This is a genomic window from Streptomyces sp. NBC_00162 (assembly GCF_024611995.1).
GTDB lineage: Bacteria > Actinomycetota > Actinomycetes > Streptomycetales > Streptomycetaceae > Streptomyces.
Genome location: NZ_CP102509.1, coordinates 8,016,765 through 8,040,130, shown reverse-complemented (window position 1 = coordinate 8,040,130; position 23,366 = coordinate 8,016,765). Strand labels below are relative to the sequence as shown.

The following is a 23,366-nucleotide window of genomic DNA, read 5'->3' as shown; positions in this document are numbered from 1 at the left end:
GGCCCGAGGTGACCTGAATCAGTGACAGGTCGTGAGGCTCAGGCTGCTGTCACCGCAGAGCAGCAGGCTGGCCCGGCTGCCGCCGCCCGTCATCGCGGCCTCGGTGGACTCTTCCTTCGGGGTCTCCATCGACTGCAGGTCAAGAAGCGTCATGTCGGTTCCTCTTCTTCTCTCGAGTGGTGCGATGGGTCACGGCCCCGGGTGGGACCGGCTTGGGGGCGCCGCGCTCGCGCAGCGGCGGGAGGAACGGCAGGTGCGCGCGCCCGCCGGGCGCCGCGCTGCCGAGGGCGAGGAGAGCGCCGGCCGTGCCCGTGGCGAGGTCCATGGACAGCCGCATCATCTGCTCGCCCGGGAAGGCCAGATGCCCCTGGTACGGCACGGCGTGCCGGGCCAGTGCGTCGATCTGGCGGGCGATGGCTTGGGGGCCGGTTCCCGGGCCCGGCGTGGTGGTCCGGGCCAGGTGGAGGATCATCCCGGCGGCGCCGCGCAGCAGCCCGGGCTGGGCGTAGAAGGTCGCCTGCGCCGCTCGTACGATCTCGCGCCGGGCCTGTTCGAAGCGCTCGTCGGGACCGTGCTCCAGCCAGTCGTCGAGCACCATGCCGATGCCGACGCTGCCCTCGCCGAGGTACGGCATGGTGCGCCAGCCCTCGTTCACCTGGAGGGTGCCGTACGCGCTGGTGACGCAGCGGTCGAGGTCGCGGTGGAGCGCGTGGGCGGCCTGGATCAGCAGTTCCTTGTCGCCGGTGCGCTCGTACAGCCGCACGAGGAGCAGGGCGGGGCCGGAGTTGCCGTACAGCAGTCCCGCGCGGGTGGGCCGATGCTCCGGCCGGGCGATCAGTTCGGCGCAGCGCAGGGCCGCAGCGTGCAGCTCGCTCTCGCCGCTCGCGGTGCCGAGCGCGTCCAGGGCGAGGCCGATGCCGGCGAGTCCGCTGTGCAGGTCGGGGCCCGCGCTCTCCCACGGCTGGTGCAGCAGCAGGTCGGCGAGGGCGAGGGCACGGTCGTGGTGTCCGAGCCGGTGCAGCGTCCAGGCCGTGCCGGCCAGGCCGTCGTAGAAGCCGAGCGGAGTGCCGGAAGCCGGTTCCGCGGTGCGGTCGAGGAGCCATTCCTCGGCCTCGGGCCAGGGTTCGGCACCGGTCTCGGCGAGGGCGTGGAGCACTCCGGCGACCCCGTAGCCGAAGCCGATCCCTCCCCCGGCGGTCGCGAACTGGGCGATGTCGCCCGGGACGAGGCGGTCCTCGCGGTCCGGGGTGGCACTCGCGCGCAGCGCCGCGGTCATCGACGTACGGGCGGCCGGCCATTCCCGTGGCTCGACGGGCAGGTACGGCCCGGCCGGTGCGGGCACGCGGTCGCCCGGTGCGCCCTGCGGGACGCCGGACAGGATCTCCTCGACGGCCTCGTCGAGGAACCGCCGCGGCACGGGGAACTGTTCGGCAGCCACGGCCGCCAGGTGTGCGGCCTTGGCCCGGTCCAGGACGAGCAGGCTGGTCAACGGGAGGAACAGGGCGAGCCGCAGGCAGGCAAGGGCGTAGCGGTCGACGGAGAACCCGCGGCGCTCGGCCGGTGCGACGAAGGCGGGGTTGGCCACGGTCTGCCGCAGCCCCTCGTCTACGTGCGCGGCGGCTTCGAAGTCCAGCAGCGCGACGGAGGGTTCGCCCGTCTCGTCCTCCGCCACCATGATGTTGAAGAGGTGGAGGTCGTTGAAGACCACGCCGCGGGCGTGCACGGCGTCGACGGCCTCCGTGACCCGCCGGTGGATGGTGAGGGCCCACTCGGTGTACGAGGCGAGCTCCGCCGGGTCGGGATCTGCCTCGATCAGCGGGTGGCGGCGGGCGAAGTAGGTGTTGAGCGGTTTGCCGGCGAGGTGTTCCAGCACCAGGAAGTGGTGGTCGCCGACGGTGAACGTGCCCCGGACCTCCGGGACGCAGCCCAGGCCCGTCAGCCGTTCCAGTGCGGCCTGTTCGCGGTGCAGCCGGGTCACGGCGTCGGCGCCGTCGGCGGCGAGCCCGGCGTACGGCCGGGCCTCCTTGAGGACCACGGCCTCGCCGGTGCGGCTGTCCTTCCCGAGGTAGACGCCGCCGCCGTTGGAGAAGTGCAGCGCCCGCTCCACCGTGAAGGGGACGCCGGTCAGGGTGACCGCGGAGCGCGCTGCGAGATGCGGCTTCAGGAAGTCGGGCAGTTCGAGCCACTCGGGCGGCTGGAAGGCCGGTCCGCGCCGGTCCGGTACGAGCCGCCCGTCGGGGGCCTCTATGGCCGGGACCAGTGCGCCGTGCTCGTCGTAGCAGTGCCGCAGGGTGAAACTGCCGTAGCGCAGGTGGACCGGTCCGGCGGCCCAGCGCAGATCGCTGAGGATGTACGGGCCGGCCGCTCCCGCCAGCGAGGCGTCGAGGTCCTCCGCGATCCGGCCGCACTGCTGCTCGTCGGCCGGGTAGACGGTGATGAACTTCCCGCTCGCCGCGCGGTCGGCGTACTTGGCGTTGCGCAGGTGTAACAGGTACCGGCTCGGTATGAACTTGAAGGCGATGCCTCGGGAGGTGCAGTACTCGTACACCGTCGTCAGCACCGACTCGGCGTTGTCGAGCGTGGCCGAGACGTGGATCTTCCAGCCCTGCGCGGGCAGTTCGGCGCCGACGGGACGCAGCGCGAGCCAGTCGCCGCTCCGGTGCGAGCGCCACCCCGGCGGGACGGGGGCGAGGGCGGCCGCGTAGCTCTCACCGACCCGCCGGTACGGCGCGTCGTAGAACCAGCGGTCGGAGTCGCAGAAGGCGGCGTACCCCTTGTTCACACCTGCTCCCTCGGTCGGTGGCAGACCCGACCGTGTCACGCCCGGCGGACGCGGCGACAGTCACCGCTGTCACTGACGGGGTGTGCAGTACTCACGAGTCACGAGGGATTCCTCACCGGATGACACCCGCTTGGCACCGGCTTGGCACCGCTGCCTAGCGCGTCATGACGGCGCTGGGAGCCTGACCGTTCTGTGTCTGCTGGGCGCGGGCGGTCGCGGTCGCGGCGAAGGACTGGAGGATGCCGAGGTCTGTGCCGCCGGCGCCCTCGTCCATCATGACGACATTGATGACGACCGTCCCCACCCTGACGACCGCGAACGCGCCGGTCGCCTCGGTAATGCCGGGCGTCGGACTGTTGGCCCATTCGACTGCGGCGGACTCGTCTCCGCCCGCGTTCGACATGGCCACCGGCGTCGGGGTGGATCCGAAGTCCGCGTTTTCTCGTTTGATTTCGGCGTATCCGGCGGTCGCCGCTTCAACGCTCGGATAGGTCACCACTTCGATCTGTGCCTGATCGAAGTAGAAGCCCGGGGTGTAGGACGTCTGGATGTCGAGCAGCGCGTCTCGGCACTTCGCGGGCATTCCCCCGCAGCGAAACTCCTTGGGATAGCCCGAGCCGACACTCCAGCCGGTCGGCAGGCTGTCCATACCGGGAGGGATCGTCTTGGCCAGCGCCGCGTCCTTGATGGCCGTGGCGGACTTTGGGGACCCGGCTCCACCCTGTGCCGGGGAATCGTCGCCGTTGAAGAGCTGCGTGCCGCCGTAGAGGCCCAAGGCAAGCAGCGCGACCAGCACGAGAGCCGCGGCGAGCAGGGAGAAACGAACGTTGCGGGTATTGCTGACCGTCACTCCGGCCATGGAAATGATGGGGCGGCCCCGTACCGGGCTGTTGTCGAACGAAATGCCCGTGTTGATGCGAGGCGCGGATGCGGGAGGCGGACCCGCGAGGGCCAGGGCAATCCGCTCGGCGAAGCGCGGATCGGCGGCCATCTCCGACTCGACGATGTCCCGCAATTGCTCGACGGCCGCCGGGTCGGTGGGGCTGGTCTCCACGGTGCTGATCGCCGCGCGACCCTGTTCGGTCGTTCCCAGACGATCGCGCACGATGGTCGAGACGGCATGGCCCACTTCCGCCCCGACCACCGCGGCCGTTCCTCCGGCCATCTGAGTGAAGATCGCTAATACCTGCTCGACCATGCGCCGTCCCCCCGTAGCCACACCCGAAGCCCTCATTGTCGTCGCGGACACGTCAGCCGTAAGGAGATTTGCCATTTACATCGCCGCACCGGACCGGACCGAACCGGACCGAACTCTCCCTGATGGCCTGACCCGGGGAATCGGGTTCAGGAGACGGCCCGAAGTCGCGCGGCCGCGGCTTCCGCTTCGTGTACGACCCGACCGGGGTCCACGTCGACGAGGCGTCCGTTGAGTTTGAGCGGCCGGCCGTTCACGAAGACCGCGTGGACGTTCTCCGGTCGGCCGTTGAGCACGATCTGGTTGATCCAGTCGAACCGAGGCGCGAAGTTGAGGGCGGCCGGGTCGATCACGATGACATCGGCGCTCTTGCCGGGCGTCAACGACCCGACGGTGTCGGCCATGCCGATCGCTTCGGCTCCGCCGAGCGTGGCGATCCGCAGCACGTCGTGGATCTGGGGGAACACCGACGTCTCCTGGGCGCGAACCCGCTGCAGGCCGACGGCCGTCTTCATGAGGGCGAAGAAGTCCGAGGTGTCGTTGGTGCCGCCGTCCTGGCCGAGCCCGACCTTGACACCCCGTCGGCCGAAGTCCGGCAGCCGCATGATCCCCGAGGCGAGCCGCATGTTGCTGAGCGGGCAGTGCGAGACCCTCACGTCGTGCGAGGCGACAGCGGCCAGCTCGTCGTCGGTCAGGTGGATCGCGTGGTTCATCAGCAGCCGGGGGCCCAGCGCGCCGATGTCCGTCAGGGTGCCGATCGGGTCGTCCGCCCGCTGTTCGCTGCGTTCGAGGACATGGCTGTTGAGCATAACGCCGAGATCCTGGGCGATCTCCCAGTGAACTCGGTTGAGGCCCTGGATGGCCCGCGCCGCGTGCGTGGCGACCTGCGCCGAGGCGAGCGGCACCGGGTCGATGAGTTCCCGCTTCGCCCGGGTGATCAGGGTGGCATCCCGCTCGGCCTGGAACATGGCGTAGGCGAAGCGCACCCCCGTATCGGCCAGGGCCCGTACGTACTGGACCGTGGTGTCGTACGGGATGGCGTCCACCCAGTCCACGAGCGTGGTCACACCGGACTGCAGGGAGTCGAGGGCGCCGAGGCGGACGAAGCGGTACATGTCCGCCGGTGCGATCCGGGAGAACGTCCGCCAATTGCAGTCGGCCAGCCATCCGAAGAGGTCACGGTCCGCGCAGCCGCCTCGCATCGACGACTGCCACAGGTGCGTGTGGACGTCCACGAACCCCGGCATCACCAGCTTCCCGGCGGCATCGATCACCTGGGTGCCGGGCGGGGCCGGCAGCCGCTTGCCGACTGCCGAGATGAGACCGTCGCGCATGAGGACGTCCGCCTGCTCCACGGCGCCCAGCGGGCCTTCGCCGAGGGCGCGGTCCATGGTGAGCACGAGTGCGGCGTTCCTGAGCACCGCAGCCCGGCCCGTCGGGGTTCCCCCTCGCGGCTGCGTACGACCGGCGCCGAGGACCAAGGGCACGGCCGCGGCCATGCCCAGGCCAGCCAGTACGCCGCGGCGGCTGGGCGGCGCGGGCCGGGGATCAGGGTGCGGGGCTGTATGCGCTGCATGCGCTGCGTCTGAGGCGGTGCCGGGACATTCACGGAGCGGGTCCATGTCGTGTTGCCTCCCAACGGCCGGGGTGGGCTCGCCCTTCCCTGCGCCGACGAGACGTCAGACGAAAAGCGGGGAGGGTACCTGGATCGTCCGTCAGGCGGCGGGATTTCCGATAGAGGCGCGTCAACATTTTGTAGAAATCGGGTGGGTTCGAGAACGCCGTCGGCACGTACTCATCCTTCAGTCGCCCCTGCGCGGGTAGCCTGCGGGGATGGAGATCCGAGTGGGCCAGGTGGTGGTCCACTACGTGGAGTACGGGACCGGTCGACCCGTACTGGTACTCCATGGCGCCGGCGTCGACCACCGCGAGGCCGAGGCTTGCTTCGAGCTGGCTTTCGACGGCGTTGCGGGGCTGCGGCGGATCTATCCCGACCTTCCCGGAATGGGCCGGACAGTCGCTCCCGGAACGCTGCGCAGCGCCGACGACGTGCTCGACACGCTGCTCGACTTCGCCGACGAGGTCACTGGCGGGAGCGCGCACCTCCTTGTCGGCCACTCGGCGGGCGCGTACTACGCGCAGGCGATGGCCGCGAGGCGCCCGGCGCAGGTCGCCGGTCTGGCGCTCGTCTGTCCGTTGTTGTCAGAACTGCGCGACGTGCCGGAGCACCGCGTCGTCGCCGGATCGGGTGAGATCGGCGACGACGTCTTCCGGAGCTACTTCGTGATCCAGACCCCGGAGATGCTCGAACGGTACGAACGCTACGTCGCCCCAGCCGCCGCGCTCGTCGACCATGCAGCGCTCGAGCGAATCGGCGAACGATGGACGCTGACTCCCGATCACGCGCCGGCTTACGCGGGGCCGACAGTGGTCGTGGCAGGGCGGCTGGACTCGACCGTCGGATATGCCGCCGCGACCGACCTGGTCGACCACTACCCGCACGCCTCGCTCGCCGTGGCCGACGACGCGGGACACGCCCTGCCCCACGAGCAACCGGAACTCCTGCGCGCCCTCCTCACTGACTGGCTCGCGCGCGTCGAGCGCTCGAGCTGACCCGAAACAGGCTCGGCGTCAGCTCAGCCTGGACGTGGCGTAGGCATCGATGGCGTCCCGCTGGTACGCGGCCAGGCCCGGGGTGATCGCCTCGTAAGCGGCGCGCCAGGCCTCGTTGTCCACACAGGAGCGCCCGATCGCGCGGTACTCCTCGGCGGACACGGCGCGCAGCTCGGTGAGCGCCCCGTACTGGGCGCCGATCTCGGCCTGCACGGGCTCGGCGTCGGCCCGGTGGCCGGCGGCCATCAGCTCGGCCAGCCGGATCATCTGCGCTGTGCGCTCGCGGTGTCCGGCCTCGGCATCGGCCTGGCTCATCGTGGCCGCCCGCCGACCGACCTCCTCGGCGAGCTCGGGGAAGTCGCGCATGTTCTCTTCGTACTGGGAGGGCTGCACGCCCTCGAACAGGTTCTCAGGTCGGTTGATGGTCATGGGTCGGCCGTCCTTTCCGGACTGCTCCAGTTCGACGATCGTGCGGAAGACAGTGCCGGCCAGGGCGTCGAGCCGGTCTCGCTCCGCGAGCAGCCGCCGGTGATGGCCGCGCAGCGCGTCCACCTCGGCGACCTGCTCGGACAGGATCCGGCCGATCTCCGGCAGCCCGACGCCCAGCGCCCGCAGGACGAGGATCTGCTGCAGCAGCAGAAGCTGGCGGTCCTCGTAGTAGCGGTGGCCGTTGGCGCCGATCCGGGCCGGCGGGAGGAGACCGATCTCGTCGTAGTGGCGCAGGGTCCGGGCGGTCACGCCCGAGATTCGGGCCACCTCCGCGATGGACCAGTCCATCACCGCTCCCTCACGAGTGCGTCACCGGGCCGGTCTCTCCGGCCCTGGAAAGGACGGTAGAAGCTGACGCAGCGACAACTTCAACCCCGGAACCCGGACTCACCCGACTTCGTTGCCCTGCTGGGCTGAACGTCCTTGCTTCAGACCGCCGGCGAGTCCCCGGCCGACGTCAACCGCGCGCTCCGGCGGCCTGCTCTGGCTGCGCCGGCGGCACTGTCTGAAGGTGCTGGGCGGCCTCGGCGGCGGTGTAGGAGGAGGCAAAGGTGAACGCGCGCGGGGACGGCCCGTGCGCCTGCAGGTCCGCCAGCCGCTCCAGGGCCTCGTCGGCGGTCGGGAGGTGACCGGCGGGGACCCACCAGAGCACCAGGTGCGCCTCGACGTGCCGTTCGAACCATTCGCGGCGCCGCCGCATCACCTCCAGGTGCCCGCTGCGGTAGGCGAAGTCCCACAGAGCCTCCTGGGTCTCCCACACCGACAGGTTGACGATGACGTCCTCGCCCGCCGGGCGCAGGCCGGTGGCGTCGGCCTCCCCCTCCTCCGCGAGCCGCCATACGAAACCGGGCGCGCCATCGGCGGCGGAGTTGACCGGATCGAGCATCTCGACGAAGGGCGCCACGCGCGGGTCGTCGAAGGGGTAGAGGAGTGTGGCGACGTTGAGTTGGGCGAGGTGGGCGGCATGCGTGGATGCGGTCATGGACCCATCCCAGCACGACTCACTTTTCTATGTCAATCATCATTGTTTTTAGAAGTCTCGACCACCACGCAGCACTCCCCCGGCCTGGCGTCCATACGGGCGCGGACGGGGCCGTCCGCGCCGAGCAGCCCCTCCAGCAGCGCGAGATTCATGCCGCAGACGAGCGGCGGGAAGCGTTCGGCGACAGCATGAAAGGGGCAGTTGCGCATACGGACGACGGGTCCGGCCGCCCCCTCGGCACCCTCGATACCTTCAAGGTGCGGTTCGTAGCCGCGGGCGGCCAGCATCTCCATGGCCTCTTCGAGGCCGCCACAGGGCTCCGCCGAGCCACGAAGGGCCTCACCCCGACGGCGCGCGGCCGCGCAGAGCCCGGCGTCCAGCCCGGCCTGCTCGGCGGCCTCGGCGAGCAGCTCAGCGGCGGTGCGGTAGTCGCGGGCGGGCAGCGACACCGACCACTCGGCCCGCGCCCGCGTGTACACCTTGGCCGGGCGTCCCGCCCCCGGCCCCGAGCGGCCCGTCAGGCGACGACTGCCGCTTTCCAGCAGCCCCGCCTCGGTCAGCCTGTCCAGATGGTGCGCAGCGAGCGTGCGCGCCACCCCGACCGCCTCGGCGGCCTCGTTGCGGCCGACCTCACGGCCCTGCGCGGCCACGTACTCATACAGGCGCCGCCGCACCCGGTCCTGCAACACCGCGATCGCATCGATATCCTCCACACGGCCATTCTAGGAACAACACAGGTTGGTGATAGAAGGACGGGTGCCTGCGGGGCGTAGAAGTTCGGTGGACCTGGCTTGGACCGTCAGGACGAGGCATGGGACCGCAAGGCGACCGTCTCGTTCTGGTGCGACCTCGTGGGTTGAAGTCTCCGGAAGTGGTTGGTGTCGACGTACTCGTCGGTGCGCCCGAACAAGTACGGATTGCACGCCTTCGATTCAGCGTGGCCGTAGTCCGTCGAAGACCACCTCGAAGATCCGCTCCCGGGGTGCCGGATCCACTCCGAGCTGTTCCATCGCCCTGCCGGTGCCGGCCAGGAGGGCGATGAACTCCGGCAGGCCCAGCTCCGGGCGGACCGCGCCAGCCCGCTGTGCCCCGGCCAGCAGATCGGCCAGCCGGGCCTGGATCTCCATGGTCGGCTCCTGCAGGGACGCATGCACGTCCACCCCGGCCACAGCGAGAGCCTGGGCGAACTCGTTTTTCCCCTCGGACTGTTCCACCACCAGGCGGAAGCACGCGAAGAAGGCTTCGGCGGGACCGGACTCGGCGGCCAACTGAGCCGTCCGGGCTGCCATTTCCTCCAGCCGGCGCACCATCACCGCCTCCAGCAGTGCCTCCTTGGTCGGGAAGTGCCTGAAGAGCGTGCCGACTCCGACCCCGGCGATCCGGGCGATCTCCTCGGTCGGCACGCCCACGCCGCGGGTGGTGAACACCTCCGTGGCGACATCCAGCAGCCTGGCCCGGTTGCGGGCCGCGTCAGCCCGCAGCGGGCGCTCCTGAGCGCCACCCATCCCTGTCCCACCTTTCGCCGTCGACGGCAGAGCCACCCTGGACAACCGGACTCTCCAGTCCGTATCGTGAAAACGGAGTTTCCAGTCCGATTCTAGCCGTGGATCCCACCGGAGGTTTGGCATGCCTGAAACGCTGTCACCGCGCGAAGTCTTCCAGAAGCTGATCGAGGGCATCGGCGCGGGACGGTTCACGGAACTGGCCGAGCTCTACGCCGAGGACGCCGTGGTGGAGACCGTCTTCGAGCCGGTCGGTCCGCGCCGGGTCGAGGGGCGGGCCGCACTCAGGGAGCGGTTCGCTCAAGTCTCCGCAAGTTCGCCCGTGGAGCTGACCCCGGTGAACGTGGTCGTCCGGGAAACCGACGACGCCGAGGTGGTCGTCGCCGAGTTCGACTACCAGGTGCACCACCGGGTGACCGGGCGGACCTTCGAGGCCGCCAACATCCAGGTGCTGCGGGTCCGCGACGGCCTGATCGTCAGCAGCCGGGACTACCACGACCACCTTGCCCTCGTCGTGGCCGGCGGCAACCTGCCTCAGCTGGTGGAGGCGCTGGACGGCAAGTAGCACCAGTGCGGTCTTGACCTCGATGACCTGCCGGTCCGTCACGCCAAGCGGCCGACTCGCGTTGGAGGGAGGCTGGCCGGCTCGCAGCGGGCGGGGCGAGCACGGGCGAGCACCAGGTCTCCGGCAGGATGACCCCGTGCCCCTGATACCCGGAACCCGTGACCGTTCCGCCGCCGACCCCGTACGGACCCGTCTGGCGGCAGCGGGTGCCGCGGTGGTGATCGTCGGCGTGGGGCTGGGGCTCAGGGCCGTGGCGGCGGGGAGCGTGGCCAAGTACGGCGGAGACGCCCTGTACACCGTCCTGCTCCTCGCTCTTGTCGTCTTGGCCGCGCCCCGCGTGACACCCCTGAAAGCCGCCGGATGTGCGCTGGCCGTCAGTTGGCTGGTCGAGTTCCTACAGCTCAGTGGCGTCCCGGCGGAGCTCTCCGAGCGCAGTACCGTCGCCCGCTTCGCGCTCGGTTCCACCTTCAACCCACCCGACCTGCTCTGGTACGCAGTCGGCGCGGCGGCCGGATGGCTCATCCACACCGTGGTCACGACCAGGCACAGTGTCGGATCTCGGCTCGTCCGTGGCCACCGCTGACGGGTGCGCCTTGGTAAGGGTGCAGACGCCGTCCACACACTGGCGCTCCAGACGGCCCCGGGAGATGGTCTGCGCCAGGCCGACCATCCAGCAGGTGGGGCAGCCGCGGAAGGCGATCAGGGCCAACGGGGCCGCCAGCAGGGTGACCGGGCCGACGACGGGCACCAGGGCGATCGAGCCGATGATCAGCCCGAATCCGATGGCGCCGCGCCCCAGGTGGCGCGGGACGGACTTGCTGGCGAAGTTCATCTCGGGCCCTGCGGACTGTGTGATGGCCCGGGCCTTCGCGGCCTGCGCGGGCTTCACGGTGTTCAAGGTGTTCAGGGTGTTCACGGTCGTGAGTCTCCTCCGACTGGTTGGGCGATGGCTTGATCGGGTGCTTGGTCGGTCACTGCCAGAGAGTGGCGCAGTGCCGCACGTGCTCTGTGCAGCCGAGATTTCATCGCGGCGTTGCTCAGACCGAGCGAATGGGCGACGGTCCTGCCGGGCAGGCCCTGTACGTCGCGCAGGATCAGGACCTGCCGCTGGTCACTGGGAAGGGAACTGACCGCAGCCGCGATCCGCTCCGCTTCCAGCCTGTGCAGCACCGCGTCCTCGGCGGACGGTTCCGCGGACTGTTCCGCGGAACCGTCCGGTCCGGCCGACGCCTCATCGCTCCGCGAGACGAGCAGCCGTACCTGCCGGAGGCATTCGTTGCGCACGATCCGGAACATCCATGAGGCAAGCGCGCCAGTGGCCCGCAAGGTGCCGATCTTCCGGTAAAGGATGATCAGCGCCTCCTGCGCCGCGTCCTCCGCGTCCTGCGGCGAGGCGCAGAGCGATATGGCGAACCTGCGCACATGAGGCTGGGATTCCATGACGACGGTGGTGAGTGAAGTGACGTCGCCGTCCTGAGCGGCCCTGATCAGCCGCTCGTCCGGCCAGGTGAAACGTTGGTTCATCTGCTACACACTCCCGGAAGGCGCCTCCCGGCGCAGGCACTGGTCAGCTTCGGCTCTTGTAACGCCGCATCAGATGCCAGCTGCACGCGCCCACGAGCAGGGCTCCGATCACTACGAGGCCAGCGACCATCATGGGTGTTCCTCCCGGTTCTGCCGGCCCGTTCGGCCGGTACACAGACAAGAGGCGGGGAGGTCCGGAAAGGATTCACCTCTGGCCGAAGTTTTCTTTGAACGTGAGCGCACCCGTCCCATCACCGGCCACCTACGCCACCACCTGCACCCATTTGGGCGAAAAACTCGGTGAGACGTCGTACCCCAAGGTGAGCCGTGGTCTGTTCAGAGAAACGGGCTCAAAGAAGGGTATGGAACGTTGTATTTGAGGCGTACCGGAACGATCCTGGGCGCAGCCGCGCTGACCATGCTGACCATCCCGGCCAACGCTCACGCTGCGGCAATCGCGTGCGGCGGAGGTACGTCGACCGGCCGTGTCGCCATCAATGGCTGCATCAGTGCCCAGCGGGGATCTGTCGGCGAGTTCCCCAGTCGAGAGATCACGGCGCACATCAAGGCGCGTAACACCGGAACCAAGGGACTGAATGTCTCCTACGAGGCGTTCTTCCGTGTGGTCGACGGTGGTCACTGGGAGAAAGTGGGCAGCGGTCGCTCCTACGTCCGGGCCGGCGAGGCCATCGGCCCTGTCGAAGTGGGTAGCACGACCCGGGTATGCGGCCCCGTGAAGGTCGAGATCCGAGTACATGCTCGGGCCGACGGCGCTGCCTGGAGCGGCTGGTCTCCCGCGTCCACCAAGCAATGCCAGACCTGAGCGCCTGAACGTTGAACCGGCGGGCCGGGGCGCACGGAGTACGCCCCGGTTCGGAGGCTCAGACGGGCAGTGCACCCGCGGGGTGCCCCTGTTCGCGGCCGCATGCGGTCAGGGCGAGCAAGCCGTGGCCCCTGACCTGTGTCGTGGCCCCGATCGATGCCGGGTCGACCGACAGCCGTGCGGCGATGTCGACGGCGTAACAAGTGTCGGGGATCGCGATCAGGTTGTCCCCGTCGAAGGCGTCCTCCGGGAAGCCGCCCTCGTGCGGCAGCAGGTAGCCGGCCTCTGCCGGGTGTCCGGGGCCGTCGTCGCCGGTCTCTTCCGCGTCGTACGCGTCGTAGTAGCGGACCACTTCACCGTCCTCGGCGACGCACCAGGCAGTCCAGCCGTCGCCGCAGCTCGTCCCGTACCACTGCGCGGCCCCGAACCGGCGGCTCAGGTCAGCGCACCGTTCTCGTACGACGCGTTCCCTGGCCTCGTCGCGGCCGTCGTCGCCTGCGTCCTCGATGCGGTGCGTGTCCTGGGAGGAGTCGCCGAACACGAGCGTGAAGCCGTCGAGCACGGGGCTGACGAAGACCCGCGCGCACGCGTGGTGACCGCGGCCGCTCCAGACGTGGTGATCATGGTTCCAGGCGGCAGCCCCCGTCCGTACGGTGACCGGCTCCCCCGCACCCAGGTCGAAGGCCTCGAGGACCGCACCTCGGTCCGCTGTGGGCACCGCGTACCAGGAACCGCACAGATGCATACCTTCCGGCACCTCGCCGATCTGCTTGATCCGAGTCAGTCGGCGTACTGCGTTCCGGTCCGCTTCGTCCAGGGCAGTCGGTCCCCCGATGGCCGCGAGAGCCTCCAGGGCACCGGCCCGCAGCCGCGGCGCCTGAGCAGGCGACCGGCGAAGGCGTCGCAGTACCGGAACCGCCGCACCTCCGATCGCCTCGAACGCCCAGACGGCCCGCCGGCGGACTTCCGTGTCCGCATCGCCCAGCGGCGGTGTCAGCCGGTCGGCGAAAGCCAGCGCGGTTTCGCCCAGGCGTTGGAAAGCGAGGAGCGCGTCGGCACGGACCTTGGGATGCGGGTGGGTGAGCAAGGGAAGGTAGACCGCCGGATCGTGCACCTGAAGCCGTCCCAGCGCGTAGCCGGCCCTGCGCGCGACCTCGGGTGAATCCGCTGACGCGATGGCCCCTGCCAGGGGCAGAAGTGCGTGATGCCCGATCCGGCACAACACGTCCGAGGAGACCGTCAACTCCACCGGCGACCGCTCGTCGCAGAGCACCTCCAGCACCGGCCCCACGACCTCGGCGCCACGTCGCACCAGCGCGTCCCGCACCGGCCGCGTCGCCTCCCAGGAGCCGGTGAGCTCCTCGACCACCTGTTCCCTGTCCATGGCGCGCACCCTATCCAGCGCCACTGACACACCCATCGACGACAAGGCCTCGGCGCCCGGTGGGCCGGCTCGTCGAGGGAATGGGGTACGCCGGACGCAAGGTGAGTGGCGGAGCCAATCCTGAGGTTCGCTCAACCATCCGGTGATCGTTTGCGGTCTTTTGTGACAGCGGACCCCACCGGTTCCAGGGGAACCGCGCGAATACAACCGAGCACCGAGACGGTAAGGAGCACACATGACGTTACGGAAGACCGCACGGGTCGGCGCGGTCGGTCTCGCGGCGGCCGCGATGGCGGCCACCGCCTTCGCGGTCCCCGCCCAGGCATCGTCGGACACCGCGCCCTCGACGGCGGGGCACGAGGCGACCCGGCGTGCGATGGACGCGGAGGTGAAGGGCGGCATCCCCGGCATCACGGCCCAGGTACGCGACGCCAACGGCATCTGGAAGTCGACGTCGGGTGTAGGCAACCTGACAACCGGCGCGCCGCGCGGCACGAACGACCGGTTCCGGATCGGCAGTATCACCAAGACGTTCGTGGCGACCGTCCTGCTCCAGATGGAGGCGGAGGGGAAACTCGACCTCGACGACACCGTGGAGCTCCATCTGCCGGGCCTGGTACGGGGCAACGGCAACGACGGCGGCAAGATCACCGTACGTCAGCTCCTCAACCACACGTCGGGGCTCTTCGACTATCTGGCCGACGAGGAGTACCTCGAGACGTACATGCGGGGTGAGGGCTACCTCAAGCACCGCTACGACACCCTGCCGCCCGAGAAGCATGTGAAGGTGGCGCTCTCCCACGAGCCGTTGTTCACGCCCGGTGAAGAGTTCTCGTACTCCAACACGAACTACATCCTGGCCGGGTTGATCATGGAAAAGGTGGGCGGGCGAACGTACGAGGAAGAGGTCCGCAGCCGCATCATCAAACCGCTGGGTCTGAGGGCCACCTCCAACCCGGGCAACAGCATCCACATGCCCCAGCCCAGCAGCCGCAGCTACTCCAAGCTCTTCGAGTCGGCACCCGACCGGATCGACGACGTCACCGAGATGAACGGGTCGCAGGGCTGGGCCGATGGCGACATCATCTCCACCACCGGCGACCTGAACCGGTTCTACAGCGCGCTGCTGCGCGGCGAGCTGCTGCCGCCGAAACAGCTCAAGGCCATGAAGACCACCGTTTCGACCCCCCAACGCCCCGACATGTCCTACGGGCTCGGCATCACAAAGCTCCGGACGAGCTGCGGCACCACGGTCTGGGGCCACGGCGGAGGCATGGTGGGGTCGACGTCCCTGGCCGTCACCACCGAGGACGGCCGCCACCAGCTCGCCTACAACCGCAACGGGGACTGGAGCGTGGGCTCCCCGACCAGCATCATGGAAGCCGAGTACTGCCCCGCACCGGCCCCCTCGAGCTGAGCCGCACGCATCCTCTTCAGCGGGCGCGTCGGGGGCCGCCGCGGTGCGGGCGGCGGCGGGCGACTGCTTCGGGAGCGGCTTCGGGGGACGAGAAGCCGCCGGCCACAGCCACGCGTGCCGGGGCAGGCACCGCGGGGAGTGACGAAGCGGGGGCCGACCCCGCGGAGGCTCGAGTGGCCGTCGGGCGCTCGGCGCGGCCGAGGACGGTGGTGTGGGAGATCAGGGGTGCGCAGGCCTGACAGATCTCGGCGAGGGTCCAGACTTGGCCGACGACCGGGTTGTGGATGAGGACGAGGAGCGGCGCACCATGACAGGACGCTCTGGTGTCGTCGTGGAATCCGCATTCGGCGGCCCCGCAGGCACACGCGGCGTTGGGGCGGACAGTGGCGAGGCGGGCATGCGCGCGTGCGTGTTCGGCGGCGAACCGTCGCATGGCCGTCGCGTCCTTGGACCGGGGCGGCATGCGGCACGCCTCGGTGCTGCAGGTGACGGAGACGGTGTGGTCGCCGTGGCCGGTCAGACGGACCGTCCAGGTCCGCCCCGGGACACGGGATCCGGGAATCATGGTCAAGGCAGAGTTGTCCGTTCACATATGGGGTGGTGTGCCTGTTCGACAAGCCTCAGGTGGAGGACAGTGATTTTCACCCGGCCCCGGCACCGGCACCTACTGGCGGCCCGGTCACGAGGAGAAGCGCACCTCAGACGAGGGGACAGTTGCCGAACACGCCCTGCAGTCTTTGTCGCACGCCGTTCGGCAGGTGTCAACGACATGCCACCACATCCAGGCGGTCAAACGATCCCGTGTCGTGCCTTTTGATGGCACCAGGTCTCATGTGGCTGGGGAACGGAGCTGTTGTCTGGTGCCGATGCGGGCCGTGCTGCTACTGGCCGGCGACCGAGGCCCTCGCACGTCGCAGCGTCCGCCCACCGCCGGAGGGCTGGTTCGGGGGCCGGGGTCGGCCGTTAGGGTGATCTGATCAGTCCTTGAAGAAAGGCCACGTAGCCCACGGTGTCCGAGTCACGCCCCCACAACCTGTTCTCCTTCGGCACGCTGATGGACGAGCGGGTCCAGACCGCTCTCTTCGGTCAAGCCGTGCCCAGTTCTTCGGCGTCGCTGGCCGGCCATGCGACCAGACCCCTGCCGATCACCGACCAGTCCGTGATCGCCGCCAGCGGCCTTGACGTGCATCTGGCCTTGGAGCGCAAGTTCGGCGCCGTGGTCGAGGGCGCCGTCCTGCGCCTCACCGACCAGGACCTCGCCGCTGCCGATGCCTACGAAGTCGACGACTACGTCCGCCGACGGGTGCTCCTTTCCTCCGGGGAGAGCGTCTGGGCCTACGTGGATGCGAAGCCGCTGCGCTCGGCAGCGCGCATCGTGATCGTGGGCGACAGCATCGCCTACGGACGCTGTGATCCGCAGGGAGGGTGGGCTGCCCGTCTGGCGGCTACCCACATCGCGGGTAACGAGGCTGAACACCGGGTCTTCAACCTGGCCATCCCCGGCAGCACCCTGATCGATGTCAGCGAGCAGACACCCGCGCTGCTGGCTCCTCGCCGACCCGACACCGTCCTTGTGGCCGCTGGTATCAACGACTCGGCCCTGCCGCTGGCCGTCCCGCCGAGTCATCGCGACGGGCTGGCGCACATCGCGGACAGCCTCGACTCGCTGGCTGCCACGGCCCTGAGTCACAACGCGCGACTCGTCGTCGCGGGGCCGACATGGGTCGATGAGGAACGCACCCGCGACTACGAGGGCCTGCGATTCACCGAGGAGCGAGCGCTGGCCCTGCGCACGTCCATACGGACCTGGTGCGACGAGAACCACGTCGACCACCTCGACATGTGGGAGCCGCTGCGTGAGCACACCGAACTGCTCGTCGACGGCCTGCATCCCACCCCCGAAGGACACCGGGCGCTCCATCGGCACCTCAACGCCCTTGGTCGCTGAGCCTGGCAACGGGCCAGGCCTTTGAGGCTGCGGCTCCTCCACACGGCGCGCGGGTCTGACGGCCCTTGGGGCGGCCGGCCTGGGGAGTGCCGTGCCCGCCGCCGCGGCGGACGGGGAGTTGCTCCCGCACCCCGGGCCCGACGGGCTGGTGTGGGTGGAGGAGTTCCGGGGCGACGGCGGCGTCGCTTCGGGCGGTGCCTCGGAGGGGCTGCCGACCATCCTCACAGTGGCCTGTGAGGGAGGCGGCAGTGTGCGGGTGACGATGGAATCGAAGGGGACGGAGGTGGCCGCGTTCGACGTGGACTGCCCGGCCGGCAGCGCCGGAGTCGGCTCGGCGAGCATGGACGCGGGCGTCGTGCGGCCGGGGGACTTCACGATCGTGGTCGACGCGTCGGCGCAGAACGTCCGTTGGTCGCTGACGGTGACGCAGCCGGAGTAGCAGCAGCCCGAGGAGCCCGGCTCCGGTCGTCATGACTCTGTGTGTGAATGGTGCGCGGCCGGTGGAGTCGCCCCGCGGTGCCTGATGTTGACGGCCGCGGCCTTGGCCAGTGCCACGGGGTTCAAGAATCGCAGCGGACCGATCAGGCGGGATCCGAACAGATGCATGTGCCGCGCCGCCGACTCATCGCGCGCTGCCGCCGAGAACATGAGCCGCTCCATGGGATTGAAGGGGCGGGCCTTGGCGAAGTCGGCGGCCAGGTACTGGTGACCGCGCAGCCGGCGCCGGTGTCTGCGTGCGTACACCACGAGCGACCTGTCGAGGTCGCCCCGACCGGTTGCGGCCGGGGCGACCGCCTCGGCCAGCCATTGCGCGGACTGCAGAGCCCACCCGCATCCCACTCCCCACAGGGGGTCGCCGGTCAGGGCGGCATCGCCGATGAGCGCGACGCCCGGTGCGGTCGGCTTGCGGCTGTGGAGCGGGTAGTCGACAGTGCCGATGATCTTCGTGATGCGTTCGGCGGAGTCGATGAGCGGTGCCTCGGGCAGGGCGCGGACGAATTCGAGGAAGCTGCCCTCCAGGTCTTGCCGGAAGGCCGGCAGCCGCTTCTTCTCCGGGAGTACCGCAAGGACCGTCACCCCGTCGTCGTTCGGAAACGCGTACGCCATGTCGGGCTCGAGGAACCAGGCGTGACTGATCCCGCCGGGCAGCGGAAGGTTCCGGAAGTGCGCGAGATAGCCGAACCTCGCGTTCTCGTACTGCCGGGCAGGCACCCCGGCGAGCTTCGCCACGGCCGAGTCCTTGCCATCGGCGCCGACCACCAGGCGGGCCCGGATCTCGCGCTCGCCCTGTGGTGTTGACGCGCGCACCCCCACGGTTCGCTCGGCTTCCCGGACCAGCCCGCTCACATGGTGACCGAGGAGTAGATCGACGCCAGGGGTTTCCGCCGCATGGGACCTGATCAACGGGTCGAGGGTGCTGCGCCGAATGTTGTACCCGTACGGCAGCTCGGGGCCCGCCGGCGCGGCCCTCGGCTCGATCCATCCCCAACGGGTGTACCAGCGGGCCTGGTTGCGGACTGCTCCCGCCTTCTCGAGCGCGGGGACGAGGCCGAGTTCGTCCAGCACCGGGTAGGCGCTGGCCGTGAGGGAGTGGGTGCACAGCACCTTGTACGCTTCGGGGTCCGAGCGGCGTTCCAGCAGTGCGACGCGGACACCGCGTCGAGCCAGCAGGATCGCCGCGGCGCTGCCGGCGAGGCCGGCCCCGCTGATGACGACGTCGTAGTCGTATCCCGCGCTCTCAGGCTTGGTCATGTGCTGATCGCTCCCTTCGGGGTGTGGTGCCGTTCGTGGGAGTGGTGCAGTGCGCCGCTGCTGTCAGGCACATGACCAATTGTAGAGAGCTGTGGATCGGCTGATGCGTGATCAGGCCGGTCGGGTCAGGCGGTGGGGCAGATGCCCTGCTCGTAGTCGACGGTGGCGGTCCGGCGGGAGTACTGCCACTGCGGGTTCAGCAGCTGGGTCGTGAGCTGCCGGGCGGCGCCGGGGCTCTCGACCACGTAACCGAAGTCCTGGAGCCAGGCGGGGTAGAGGTTCTTCGAGCCGAGGTAGAACGTCGAGTCGTCCACCGCGACCACCTTGTGGTGCTGGGCGTACGGGTGGCCGTCGGCCCAGGTCGGCGCGGACGAGCTGCGGAAGGTGGCCAGCTGGAGGTTCGCGCACATCGTCGTGCGCGCCGTGCCCCGGTCGCCGGTGAGCAGGGCCAGACGGTCGCGGAGGGTGTCGCTGACCTCGGCGAGGGACTTGATCTGGGAGTAGCCCCCGCTGCCGACGGCGCCCCGGTTGGCGGGATCGCTGACCACGATGCGGACCTTCACTCCGGCTGCCAGCTTGGCGGCGAGAGCGTCGTACACGCGGATGTCGTAGCGCGGCAGCGGCGGGCAGGTCGCGTTGACGTCCTGCTGGGAGATCTCGATGTGCCGGCCGGCGGTGGAGATCAGCGTCCGCAGCGCGCTCTCCTCCGGGTTGACCGTGTCGTAGTCGCGGTCGGCGTTGGTGTTGTCGTGGAGCCCGACGACGCACTTGGTGTCGGGTGCCGTGGGCAGCTGGGGCCGGAAGGCCGAGACGGGGTCGTTGCGCAGGATGCCCACTCCGAGCCCGCCCACGGCGATGACGGGCACGTCGCCCTGGGGAGCCGGGGCCACGGCGGCCTTCGGCATCGACGGCATGCAGGCGGCGCCGTTGGAGGAGGCGAACCAGACGCTGGCGATGTTGCTCTTGTTCTGGCAGGTCCAGGACCACAACTCGTCGAGGTAGCGGCCCGCCGAGGCGGCGCCCGGTCCCTTGAGCGCCAGGTCGACGTCGGCCACCGGGTGTCCGGTTTCCAGGTAGTCGTCCTTCCAGCTGTTGATCCCGCCCGTGACCACCGACTGGCCGTCGACCAGGAGGATCTTGGAGTGGTTCCAGGAGAACGCGGTCTTCGAGGTCGTCATCGAAGCGACGTTGAGGTCGATGTTCCGGGCGTCGTCACCGAGCCTCGCGACGAGTTCGTCCCGGTACTTCGACGGCACCACGCCCAGGTGGTAGATGGGCGCGGCGCCCACGAGGACACGCACCTTGATCTTGTTGCCCCGGGCCGACGACGCCTTCAGTCCGGAGACGAGAGCGTCCTGGAACGCGCCGTTCGGGAACGGTGCCAGAGTGGATATGTCGACGGTCTGCTTCGCCTGGGCGACGTTCTCGGAGATCTTCGACAGCAGGCGTTCCGTACCGGGCCGCTCGGTGCACGCGCTGTCGCCCCAGCAACCGGGGGTCTGGAGCAGCCAGTCGCCGCCGCCGGGCGTGGAGGCGTCCAGGGCGTTGCCGGCGGTGCGTTCCCAGACGCGGCCCTCGAGGCCGGGCGAGACCCGGCGGAGTTCCTGCTCGACGGAGTCGAGGTGCGGAGTTCCGGCAGCAGCGGCTGGGACGGCAGGCAGCAGCACCAAGAGGGAGGCGGTGGCTGCGGCTCGGGACGTGAGACGGGTGAGACGGGTGGGCCGAAGCGGTGTGGGGCGGATCAATATGGTTCCTTGCGAGAGGGGCGGCCGTCACCGCGTCCGCCCTTGACGGGAACTGACGGGGTGACAGGCAAGATCAACTCGCGGAAGCTATCAGCCCGATAGGCAACACAATCACCTCGGATATCGGATTCAGCCAGATATTCCATGTCGCAGTTCGAGACGAATTGCGGCGAGTGGGCGGCATTGCACACATCAACCTGGGTGGCCGGGAACACAACTGCGCGGGCCGCCACCGGTTGGTGACGGCCCGCGCTGCGGTGAGGCCCGGCCCGGCTCGGAAGCGAAGGCCACCGTCTCCCGGCCGCCGATGCCGCTACTTGTTCGCGGCCACGCGGGCGGTTTCGGTCGCCGGTCCTGCCGGGTCCTGCGAAGTCCGCTGTTCGTCCCGGGGAGCGGGGATGAGGGCGGCGACAGCCCCGGAGACCAGTGCGAGGCAGCCTCCCAGCAGCAGGCCGGTCCGGAAACCGCTCTCGGAGGTGAAGGTGAAACCGCCGACCGAGGTGGTCATCTGGGCCAGGACCACGCCGACGACGGCGGCGCCGACCGAGGTGCCCAGAGAGCGCATGAGCGTGTTGAAGCCGTTGGCGGCGCCGGTCTCCGCAAGGGGCACCGCACCCATGATCAGGGCCGGCATGGCTCCGTAGGCGAGGGCGACACCACTGTTGATGACCATGGCGGCGACCATGAGGCCCGGGGCCGTGCCGGCCAGCAGCAGCGAGGCGCCGTAGCCCGCGGCCAGGACGAGCGCGCCGCAGACGAGCGTGACCTTCGGCCCGCGGGCGTTGGTGAGCCTGCCCCCGAGCGGGGACACGACCATCATCATCAGGCCACCGGGCAACATCCACAGGCCCGCTGCCAGCATGGACTGGCCCAGGCCGAAGCCGGTGGCCTCGGGGTACTGGAGCAGCTGCGGGACGACCAGCATGCTCGCGTACATGCCGAAGCCGATGAAGACCGATGCGAGGTTCGTCAGCAGGACGCGCGGGCGGACGGTGGTGCGCAGGTCCACCAGCGGGTCGGTGGTGCGCCACTCGAACCATCCCCAGGCGGCCAGGACGACGGCGGCACCGGCGAACAGTCCGAGAATGGTGGCCGAGCCCCAGCCCCAGTCGGCCCCCTTGGACACGGCGAGCAGCAGGCACACCAGACCCACGGCCAGGCCCAGCGCGCCGACGAAGTCGAAGCGCTGCCCCTTGGCGCCGGCCGGGACATCGGGGACGAAGGCAATGATCATGACGGCGACACCGGCCGCAAGCCCTGCGGCTCCCCAGAACAGGAAGCGCCAGTCGGCGTACTGCGCGACCGCCGCGGAGAGCGGGAGCCCGATTCCGCCGCCGATGCCCATGGAGGCGCTCACCAGGGCGATGGAGGAGCTGAGCTTCTCGGCCGGCACGATGTCGCGGAGCAGGGCTATCCCCAGGGGGATCATGCCCATGCCGATGCCCTGCAGGCCGCGGCCGACGATCATCGGGACGACGCTGCTCGACAGCGCGCACACCACCGATCCGACGATGAGCGGCACCGCGCAGGCCAGGAGCATGCGGCGCTTGCCGATCATGTCGCCCAGACGCCCGCTGATGGGAACGCACACGCCTGCGACCAGGAGGGTGGCGGTGACGACCCACGCGGAGTTGGAGGAGGAGGTGTGGAGGAGCTTCGGCAGGTCGGCCAGGAGCGGAGTGACCAAGGTCTGCATGACGGCCGCGGTGACCCCCGCCAGTGCGAGCGTAGCGATCACTTTGCCGGTGTGTGGAGCCGCGGACGGCTGAGGCATGGAGGGTCCCTAAGGGCGTGGGTCGGTCGCCCCGCCGTCCGGGGACGGTGGCGCGGGGGTGCGTGGTGCGTCGTGTGTGCTGCGCGTGGCGTGTGGCGTGGTGCGGTGGGACGGCGGAGGCAAGGGGTGACGCGAATGAGCGCACCCCTATTCAGTAGCCAACTATCACTTCACGGCTCGCGGAGTGTCAACTCGAACTAAGGGTCGGCTATCAGTTGTTAGGCTTGGGTTGTGCCCACCGATACCCCCAGGCCACTGCGCGCCGACGCCCTGCGCAACGCAGAGAAGATCGTGCGAGCGGCACGCGACGTATACGCCGAGCAGGGACCCGACGCGCCGCTCGACGAGATCGCCCGGCGGGCGGGCGTGGGGATCGCGACGCTCTTCCGCCGGTTCCCGGACAAGGCGGCCCTCCTGCGGGCGGTGCTGGACCAGCAGTTCAACCAGCAGGTCCTCCCCGTCATCGACCGCGCCCTCGACGACGAGGATCCGCGCCGCGGGCTGACCGCCGTGATCGAAGCCGCCTTGACGTCGGCGGCGGACGAGCACCACGTACTCACGGCCGCACGGAATGCCGGGATCTTCACGGCGGAGACCAGCGCCCGGTTCTTCGACGCGCTCGACCCGTTGGTGACCCGGGGCCAGCAGGCCGGAGTGATCCGCGAGGATCTCGTACCCGACGACCTGAAGCGGGTCATGGGCATGCTCGTGAGCGTGCTGTGGACCATGGATCCGTCCGAGGGCGGCTGGCGGCGCTACGTGACCCTGGTCCTGGACGGCCTGACCCCGGCCGCGGCCACCCCCCTGCCGAACCCCGCTCCCCCGCTGCTCCGCAGGCATCAGACCTGACCCGGCCGACGGTGCCGCGGGA

22 protein-coding genes are annotated in these 23,366 nt (G+C 69.8%); 8 read left to right on the top strand and 14 right to left on the bottom strand.

Translation table 11 applies throughout. The features are described 5' to 3' along the window. Positions 1–18: 18 nt before the first annotated feature. From JIW86_RS37035 to JIW86_RS37020, 4 genes are all read right to left on the bottom strand, one after another. On the bottom strand, positions 19–153 hold the full coding sequence (locus JIW86_RS37035) for a SapB/AmfS family lanthipeptide (RefSeq protein WP_257558705.1): 135 nt from the start codon (positions 151–153) through the stop codon (positions 19–21). Continuing rightward, positions 140–2,782 carry a class III lanthionine synthetase LanKC gene (gene lanKC, locus JIW86_RS37030; RefSeq protein WP_257558704.1) on the bottom strand — a complete coding sequence of 881 codons (2,643 nt, stop codon included), beginning with the start codon at positions 2,780–2,782 and terminating at the stop codon, positions 140–142. Before lanKC ends, JIW86_RS37035 begins: the two co-directional genes overlap by 14 nt. A gap of 154 nt (positions 2,783–2,936) precedes the next feature. Then, a complete protein-coding gene (locus JIW86_RS37025; RefSeq protein WP_257558703.1) occupies positions 2,937–3,980 on the bottom strand; it encodes a hypothetical protein in 1,044 nt (347 codons plus the stop codon). 146 nt (positions 3,981–4,126) lie between these two features. Beyond that, on the bottom strand, positions 4,127–5,368 hold the full coding sequence (locus JIW86_RS37020; RefSeq protein ID WP_257559587.1) for an amidohydrolase family protein: 1,242 nt from the start codon (positions 5,366–5,368) through the stop codon (positions 4,127–4,129). A gap of 442 nt (positions 5,369–5,810) precedes the next feature. Here JIW86_RS37020 and JIW86_RS37015 point away from each other — a divergent pair, with 442 nt between their 5' ends. Next, positions 5,811–6,590 (top strand): alpha/beta fold hydrolase, encoded by a 780-nt coding sequence (locus tag JIW86_RS37015; protein ID WP_257558702.1) that lies wholly within the window; start codon positions 5,811–5,813, stop codon positions 6,588–6,590. 18 nt (positions 6,591–6,608) lie between these two features. Here the strand turns inward: JIW86_RS37015 and JIW86_RS37010 are convergent, their stop codons facing one another. The 4 genes from JIW86_RS37010 to JIW86_RS36995 form a co-directional block, all read right to left on the bottom strand. Next, positions 6,609–7,367, bottom strand: coding sequence for a MerR family transcriptional regulator (locus tag JIW86_RS37010; protein ID WP_257558701.1), 759 nt, complete (start codon positions 7,365–7,367; stop codon positions 6,609–6,611). A gap of 169 nt (positions 7,368–7,536) precedes the next feature. Continuing rightward, the gene (locus tag JIW86_RS37005) at positions 7,537–8,061 is read right to left on the bottom strand and encodes a DUF3291 domain-containing protein (RefSeq protein WP_257558700.1); all 525 of its coding nucleotides are present in this window, start codon (positions 8,059–8,061) and stop codon (positions 7,537–7,539) included. 32 nt (positions 8,062–8,093) lie between these two features. Further along, a complete protein-coding gene (locus JIW86_RS37000; RefSeq protein ID WP_257558699.1) occupies positions 8,094–8,774 on the bottom strand; it encodes a helix-turn-helix transcriptional regulator in 681 nt (226 codons plus the stop codon). Positions 8,775–8,993: 219 nt separating this feature from the next. Further along, positions 8,994–9,566, bottom strand: a complete 573-nt coding sequence (locus JIW86_RS36995) for a TetR/AcrR family transcriptional regulator (protein ID WP_257558697.1) — start codon at positions 9,564–9,566, stop codon at positions 8,994–8,996. Positions 9,567–9,687: 121 nt separating this feature from the next. Between JIW86_RS36995 and JIW86_RS36990 the strand changes: the two genes are divergently transcribed. Then, positions 9,688–10,128 (top strand): nuclear transport factor 2 family protein, encoded by a 441-nt coding sequence (locus tag JIW86_RS36990; RefSeq protein ID WP_257558695.1) that lies wholly within the window; start codon positions 9,688–9,690, stop codon positions 10,126–10,128. 136 nt (positions 10,129–10,264) lie between these two features. Then, a complete protein-coding gene (locus tag JIW86_RS36985) occupies positions 10,265–10,711 on the top strand; it encodes a DUF2809 domain-containing protein (protein WP_416237639.1) in 447 nt (148 codons plus the stop codon). Positions 10,712–11,040: 329 nt separating this feature from the next. Here JIW86_RS36985 and JIW86_RS36975 read toward each other — a convergent pair whose 3' ends face one another. Next, positions 11,041–11,652, bottom strand: coding sequence for an RNA polymerase sigma factor (locus JIW86_RS36975; protein WP_215140456.1), 612 nt, complete (start codon positions 11,650–11,652; stop codon positions 11,041–11,043). A gap of 376 nt (positions 11,653–12,028) precedes the next feature. Here JIW86_RS36975 and JIW86_RS36970 point away from each other — a divergent pair, with 376 nt between their 5' ends. Continuing rightward, positions 12,029–12,475 (top strand): hypothetical protein, encoded by a 447-nt coding sequence (locus JIW86_RS36970; RefSeq protein WP_257558694.1) that lies wholly within the window; start codon positions 12,029–12,031, stop codon positions 12,473–12,475. A 58-nt stretch (positions 12,476–12,533) separates the two neighbouring features. Here the strand turns inward: JIW86_RS36970 and JIW86_RS36965 are convergent, their stop codons facing one another. Further along, positions 12,534–13,859 (bottom strand): HEAT repeat domain-containing protein, encoded by a 1,326-nt coding sequence (locus tag JIW86_RS36965; protein WP_257558693.1) that lies wholly within the window; start codon positions 13,857–13,859, stop codon positions 12,534–12,536. Between the two features lie 235 nt (positions 13,860–14,094). Between JIW86_RS36965 and JIW86_RS36960 the strand changes: the two genes are divergently transcribed. Further along, a complete protein-coding gene (locus tag JIW86_RS36960) occupies positions 14,095–15,276 on the top strand; it encodes a serine hydrolase domain-containing protein (RefSeq protein WP_257558692.1) in 1,182 nt (393 codons plus the stop codon). Between the two features lie 16 nt (positions 15,277–15,292). On the opposite strand, the gene JIW86_RS36955 is transcribed toward JIW86_RS36960, so the two are convergent. Further along, positions 15,293–15,841: a hypothetical protein gene (locus JIW86_RS36955; protein ID WP_251064065.1), complete on the bottom strand. Its 549-nt coding sequence runs from the start codon at positions 15,839–15,841 to the stop codon at positions 15,293–15,295. Between the two features lie 444 nt (positions 15,842–16,285). Between JIW86_RS36955 and JIW86_RS36950 the strand changes: the two genes are divergently transcribed. Together JIW86_RS36950 and JIW86_RS36945 are read left to right on the top strand one after the other, a co-directional pair. Beyond that, a complete protein-coding gene (locus JIW86_RS36950; RefSeq protein WP_257558691.1) occupies positions 16,286–17,224 on the top strand; it encodes a GDSL-type esterase/lipase family protein in 939 nt (312 codons plus the stop codon). A 91-nt stretch (positions 17,225–17,315) separates the two neighbouring features. After that, complete coding sequence (locus JIW86_RS36945; RefSeq protein WP_257558690.1) at positions 17,316–17,663, top strand: hypothetical protein; 348 nt, start codon at positions 17,316–17,318, stop codon at positions 17,661–17,663. Between the two features lie 29 nt (positions 17,664–17,692). Here JIW86_RS36945 and JIW86_RS36940 read toward each other — a convergent pair whose 3' ends face one another. The 3 genes from JIW86_RS36940 to JIW86_RS36930 all read right to left on the bottom strand — a co-directional run bounded on the left by JIW86_RS36940 (position 17,693) and on the right by JIW86_RS36930 (position 22,495). Next, on the bottom strand, positions 17,693–18,976 hold the full coding sequence (locus JIW86_RS36940) for an NAD(P)/FAD-dependent oxidoreductase (RefSeq protein ID WP_257558689.1): 1,284 nt from the start codon (positions 18,974–18,976) through the stop codon (positions 17,693–17,695). Between the two features lie 125 nt (positions 18,977–19,101). Next, positions 19,102–20,643, bottom strand: a complete 1,542-nt coding sequence (locus tag JIW86_RS36935; RefSeq protein WP_257559585.1) for a phospholipase D-like domain-containing protein — start codon at positions 20,641–20,643, stop codon at positions 19,102–19,104. Between the two features lie 391 nt (positions 20,644–21,034). Continuing rightward, positions 21,035–22,495 (bottom strand): MFS transporter, encoded by a 1,461-nt coding sequence (locus JIW86_RS36930; protein ID WP_257558688.1) that lies wholly within the window; start codon positions 22,493–22,495, stop codon positions 21,035–21,037. Positions 22,496–22,726: 231 nt separating this feature from the next. Here JIW86_RS36930 and JIW86_RS36925 point away from each other — a divergent pair, with 231 nt between their 5' ends. Continuing rightward, positions 22,727–23,344, top strand: coding sequence for a TetR/AcrR family transcriptional regulator (locus tag JIW86_RS36925; RefSeq protein WP_215140463.1), 618 nt, complete (start codon positions 22,727–22,729; stop codon positions 23,342–23,344). The last annotated feature ends 22 nt before the right edge of the window (positions 23,345–23,366 follow it).

Excerpts from the sequence above, each read along its gene's own strand:
- JIW86_RS37035 (WP_257558705.1), bottom strand. The coding sequence starts at position 153 with ATGACGCTTCTTGACCTGCAGTCGATGGAGACCCCGAAGGAAGAGTCC.
- JIW86_RS37025 (WP_257558703.1), bottom strand. The coding sequence starts at position 3,980 with ATGGTCGAGCAGGTATTAGCGATCTTCACTCAGATGGCCGGAGGAACG.
- JIW86_RS37020 (WP_257559587.1), bottom strand. The coding sequence starts at position 5,368 with ATGGACCGCGCCCTCGGCGAAGGCCCGCTGGGCGCCGTGGAGCAGGCG.
- JIW86_RS37015 (WP_257558702.1), top strand. The coding sequence starts at position 5,811 with ATGGAGATCCGAGTGGGCCAGGTGGTGGTCCACTACGTGGAGTACGGG.
- JIW86_RS37010 (WP_257558701.1), bottom strand. The coding sequence starts at position 7,367 with ATGGACTGGTCCATCGCGGAGGTGGCCCGAATCTCGGGCGTGACCGCC.
- JIW86_RS37005 (WP_257558700.1), bottom strand. The coding sequence starts at position 8,061 with ATGACCGCATCCACGCATGCCGCCCACCTCGCCCAACTCAACGTCGCC.
- JIW86_RS36995 (WP_257558697.1), bottom strand. The coding sequence starts at position 9,566 with ATGGGTGGCGCTCAGGAGCGCCCGCTGCGGGCTGACGCGGCCCGCAAC.
- JIW86_RS36990 (WP_257558695.1), top strand. The coding sequence starts at position 9,688 with ATGCCTGAAACGCTGTCACCGCGCGAAGTCTTCCAGAAGCTGATCGAG.
- JIW86_RS36975 (WP_215140456.1), bottom strand. The coding sequence starts at position 11,652 with ATGAACCAACGTTTCACCTGGCCGGACGAGCGGCTGATCAGGGCCGCT.
- JIW86_RS36965 (WP_257558693.1), bottom strand. The coding sequence starts at position 13,859 with ATGGACAGGGAACAGGTGGTCGAGGAGCTCACCGGCTCCTGGGAGGCG.
- JIW86_RS36960 (WP_257558692.1), top strand. The coding sequence starts at position 14,095 with ATGACGTTACGGAAGACCGCACGGGTCGGCGCGGTCGGTCTCGCGGCG.
- JIW86_RS36955 (WP_251064065.1), bottom strand. The coding sequence starts at position 15,841 with ATGATTCCCGGATCCCGTGTCCCGGGGCGGACCTGGACGGTCCGTCTG.
- JIW86_RS36940 (WP_257558689.1), bottom strand. The coding sequence starts at position 18,976 with ATGACCAAGCCTGAGAGCGCGGGATACGACTACGACGTCGTCATCAGC.
- JIW86_RS36930 (WP_257558688.1), bottom strand. The coding sequence starts at position 22,495 with ATGCCTCAGCCGTCCGCGGCTCCACACACCGGCAAAGTGATCGCTACG.